The following is a 3086-nucleotide window of genomic DNA, read 5'->3' on the forward strand; positions in this document are numbered from 1 at the left end:
GGAGGAGCGGGAGTTGGGGGCCCGGCAGCGGGTGGAAGCGCTGCGGGAGGAAGCGGACCGGGTGCTGGCCGCGCTGCGGGACGCGGAGCTGGCGTGGGAACGCTTCGTGATCACGCGGGAGACGCTGGACGAGGTGCTCGCCCCGTCGGGCGAGCCGGGGGCAGCGGAATCTTCCGATGTGGTGGGCGTGACGCCTCGTCCTGCGGCCGGCCCGGTGGCGGCGGGTTCGGTGGTGCCGGCATGGCGTGAGGGACTGGGTCTCTCGTCGTTGTCGGCGGACTACCAGCGGATGATGACGGTCCTGTCCGACCGTGAACGCAACGGCGAGGACGAGGCGTTGGCATGCAAGGAGCTCACCCGGGTGCTGGGCTTGGGCGGGACGGCGGCGAAGAGGGAGGGTGTGCGCTCGAGGGCGAACCGTCTGGTGGCGCGGGGTTGGCTGGTCAAGGACGCGAAGGGACGGTTCCGGCTTGCCCAGGGTGTGCGAGGCGGCGGGTCATGACCATGGTCATCGAGAACAGGATCATCGCCTCGGCGGTGTCCGTGCGAGTTTCGTAGTCGCGTGCCAGCCGGCGTGAGCGCATCAGCCATCCGTTCGTGCGCTCCACCACCCACCGTCGCGGAAGCACTGCGAACCCCTTGATGTCGTCGGTGCGCTTGACGACCTGCAGCACCAGGTTCAGTGCCTTGGCCGCCCAGGTGACCAGCGGACCGGTGTAGCCGCCGTCGGCCCATACCAGCTGCAGCCGGGAGAAGCGTGTTCGCAGCCTCGGCAGCAGGATGCGGGCGGCGTCCCGCTCCCCGGTGTTCGCCGGGGTGACCAGCACGTCCAGGACCAGGCCGATGCAGTCGGTGACCAGGTGCCGGCGCCTGCCATTGATCAACTTTCCGCCGTCGAAACCCCGGCTCTGGGCCGGGACGTTCGCCGCGGCCTTCACCGACTGTGCGTCGATGATCCCCGCTGTCGGCTCGGCGTCCCGCCCGGCCGCCTCACGGGTCCGGGCGCGCAGCCGATCATGGAACTCCTTGACCAGCTGATTGTCACGCCAGCGGACGAAGAACGCGTACACCCGCTTCCTATCGGGGAAGTCCACGGGCATCGCGCGCCACTTGATGCCGTTGTCGACGAGAGAGCGGATCGCGTCGATCATCTGCCGGTGGCAGTAGCCCTCGGGCTGACCGCCCTTGCCCCGCAGCCAGCCGGGATCCGGTAGCGCGTCCCGCGTCACGGCCCACTCGGCGTCCGACATGTCCGAGCTGTAGGTAGGCACTCGCTCGGGGTGATCGGCGGCGTTCCCGAACCGGTGGGCGAGACAATCGCACGACACGCCGGGCGAGTTGAAGTCGACCAGCCCGGGCGCGTACAACATGGACAACAGGGTCTCCTGGGGCTGCTCGGCGTGTTTCGCAACCCCGAACTACCAGGAGGCCCTGCTTTCATGCGCACACGAGCGGAAGACCATCCGAACCGGCAGCCCGCCCCGCACCCCCGTGCGACTGGCGCACATCAAGATCGGTAAGAGGACAGCTTCTAAAGGATCACCCGGCAAGGAAGCGACGTTGGGCCCTGGGCCGCCTGCTGGAACACGGCCGCAGCCGCGAGGGTGCCGTACGACTGGAAACCCGCACCCTCCACACACTCCGCCTGCCCATACCGCAGCAGCACGCTGAAGCAGACGAAGAGCCCACGCTGCTGCAGCAACTGCACACAGGGCGGGTACTCGCAGCCTGATGGACGGTCCATCCGAGTCGCCCCACGGACGCTATGAGGAGGAGGACATGCCCGCCGACCAACTCCCGGTCCTCGTCTTCGACGTCAACGAGACACTCAGCGACCTCACCCCGCTGCGCGCCCGCTTCGAGGACATCGGTGCGCCCGGGCACCTGCTGGCGACCTGGTTCGCCGGGTCTTACGGGACGGCTTCGCGCTGACAGCGGCCGGCGCGTACGCGGACTTCGCGGACGTCGCCCGTGACGGAGTACGGACAGTGCTGTCCGGGCTGGAGGGCTGGGCGGGCGACGGCGCGGCCGCAGCGCGGCACATCCTGGACGGTTTCGCCGAGCTGGATGTACACCCTGATGTGCCGGACGGCATCGGGAGGTTGAGCGAGTCGGGGTACCGTCTGACGGCGATGACCAACGGCAGCGTCGCCCTGACCGAGCGGCTGCTGGACAAGGCCGGTGTGCTCGACCGCTTCGAGGCCATCTCCGACGTGAGCGGCCCACGCTGCTGGAAACCCGCCCGGGCCGCCTACTGGTACGCCGTCGAGCAGGCCGGCGTACAGCCCGACCAGGCGCTGATGGTCGCCGTGCACCTGGGACATCGACGGGGCACAGCGAGCGGGACTGGAGGGCGCGTGGCTGCGGCGCGGGGCCTCTGTGTACCCGCAGACGATGGTGCCGCCTAGATGCTACGTGCAGGATCTGCAGGAGCTTGCAGACGTGTCGGCCTCCGAGCGCGGCTCAGGCTCCTTTGCGGCTGGACATCGGACAGCCCGCAAACCCTGTCCATAACTTCGGCTCCGCCGCCCACGCTGTGGGCAGGGCAGGGCTTTCTACCGCCACGGTCCGACAACCTTTCCCTCGAAGCCCCTTGTAATGTGGTGTCGTCCAGTGCGGCTCGGCATCCATGGAGCGGATCATCACTACCCACAATGCCTCGCAATCCCAGCCCGGGACGGCGACGCGTGCTGTTGGCAAGCGCACACTGGCTCTGACCGCTCTGCTGACGGCGGCCGTTCTCACCTATGCCTTGGATCTCGGCAGCAAGCTTGTGGCTGTCTCGCGGTTGGAAGGCCAAGAGCCCGTTGCCGTAGCGGGCCACGTGCTTACGCTGCAAGTGTTCCGTAACCCGGGTGCGGCTTTCAGCAGCGGCCAGGCCTTCACTGCAGTGTTCACGGCGATTGCGGTCGCGGTTGTCGTGGTCATCACGCGTGCCGCGCGTAGGCTTCGGAGCCTTCCCTGGGCCGTCGCCCTGGGCCTGATGCTTGGAGGCGCGCTCGGCAATCTGACCGACCGGATCTTCCGGGCGCCCGCGGTCTTTCGCGGACACGTCGTCGACTTCATCGCCGTCGAGCACTTCGCGG

General features: G+C 68.4%; 5 protein-coding genes. 4 read left to right on the plus strand and 1 reads right to left on the minus strand.

Going from position 1 to position 3086, the window contains the following annotated elements:
* The coding region (locus AB0N07_RS50125) for a hypothetical protein (RefSeq protein ID WP_365847564.1) at nucleotides 1-502 on the plus strand (502 nt) is incomplete at its 5' end.
* Here AB0N07_RS50125 and AB0N07_RS50130 read toward each other — a convergent pair.
* The gene (locus AB0N07_RS50130) at nucleotides 444-1370 is read right to left on the minus strand and encodes an IS5 family transposase (protein ID WP_365847566.1); all 927 of its coding nucleotides are present in this window, start codon (nucleotides 1368-1370) and stop codon (nucleotides 444-446) included. The genes AB0N07_RS50125 and AB0N07_RS50130 overlap by 59 nt on opposite strands.
* A gap of 409 nt (nucleotides 1371-1779) precedes the next feature.
* Here AB0N07_RS50130 and AB0N07_RS50135 point away from each other — a divergent pair, with 409 nt between their 5' ends.
* The 3 genes from AB0N07_RS50135 to AB0N07_RS50145 form a co-directional block, all read left to right on the plus strand.
* Nucleotides 1780-1932 (plus strand): hypothetical protein, encoded by a 153-nt coding sequence (locus AB0N07_RS50135; protein WP_365847568.1) that lies wholly within the window; start codon nucleotides 1780-1782, stop codon nucleotides 1930-1932.
* A gap of 56 nt (nucleotides 1933-1988) precedes the next feature.
* A complete protein-coding gene (locus AB0N07_RS50140; protein WP_365847570.1) occupies nucleotides 1989-2408 on the plus strand; it encodes an HAD family hydrolase in 420 nt (139 codons plus the stop codon).
* A 221-nt stretch (nucleotides 2409-2629) separates the two neighbouring features.
* On the plus strand, nucleotides 2630-3086 hold a 457-nt coding region (locus AB0N07_RS50145), incomplete at its 3' end, for a signal peptidase II (RefSeq protein ID WP_365847572.1).

The organism is Streptomyces sp. NPDC051172, from assembly GCF_040682555.1.
Classification (GTDB): Bacteria; Actinomycetota; Actinomycetes; order Streptomycetales; family Streptomycetaceae; genus Streptomyces.

Coding starts and splice junctions, on each gene's coding strand:
- AB0N07_RS50130 (WP_365847566.1), bottom strand. CDS start 1,370: ATGTTGTACGCGCCCGGGCTGGTCGACTTCAACTCGCCCGGCGTGTCG.
- AB0N07_RS50135 (WP_365847568.1), top strand. CDS start 1,780: ATGCCCGCCGACCAACTCCCGGTCCTCGTCTTCGACGTCAACGAGACA.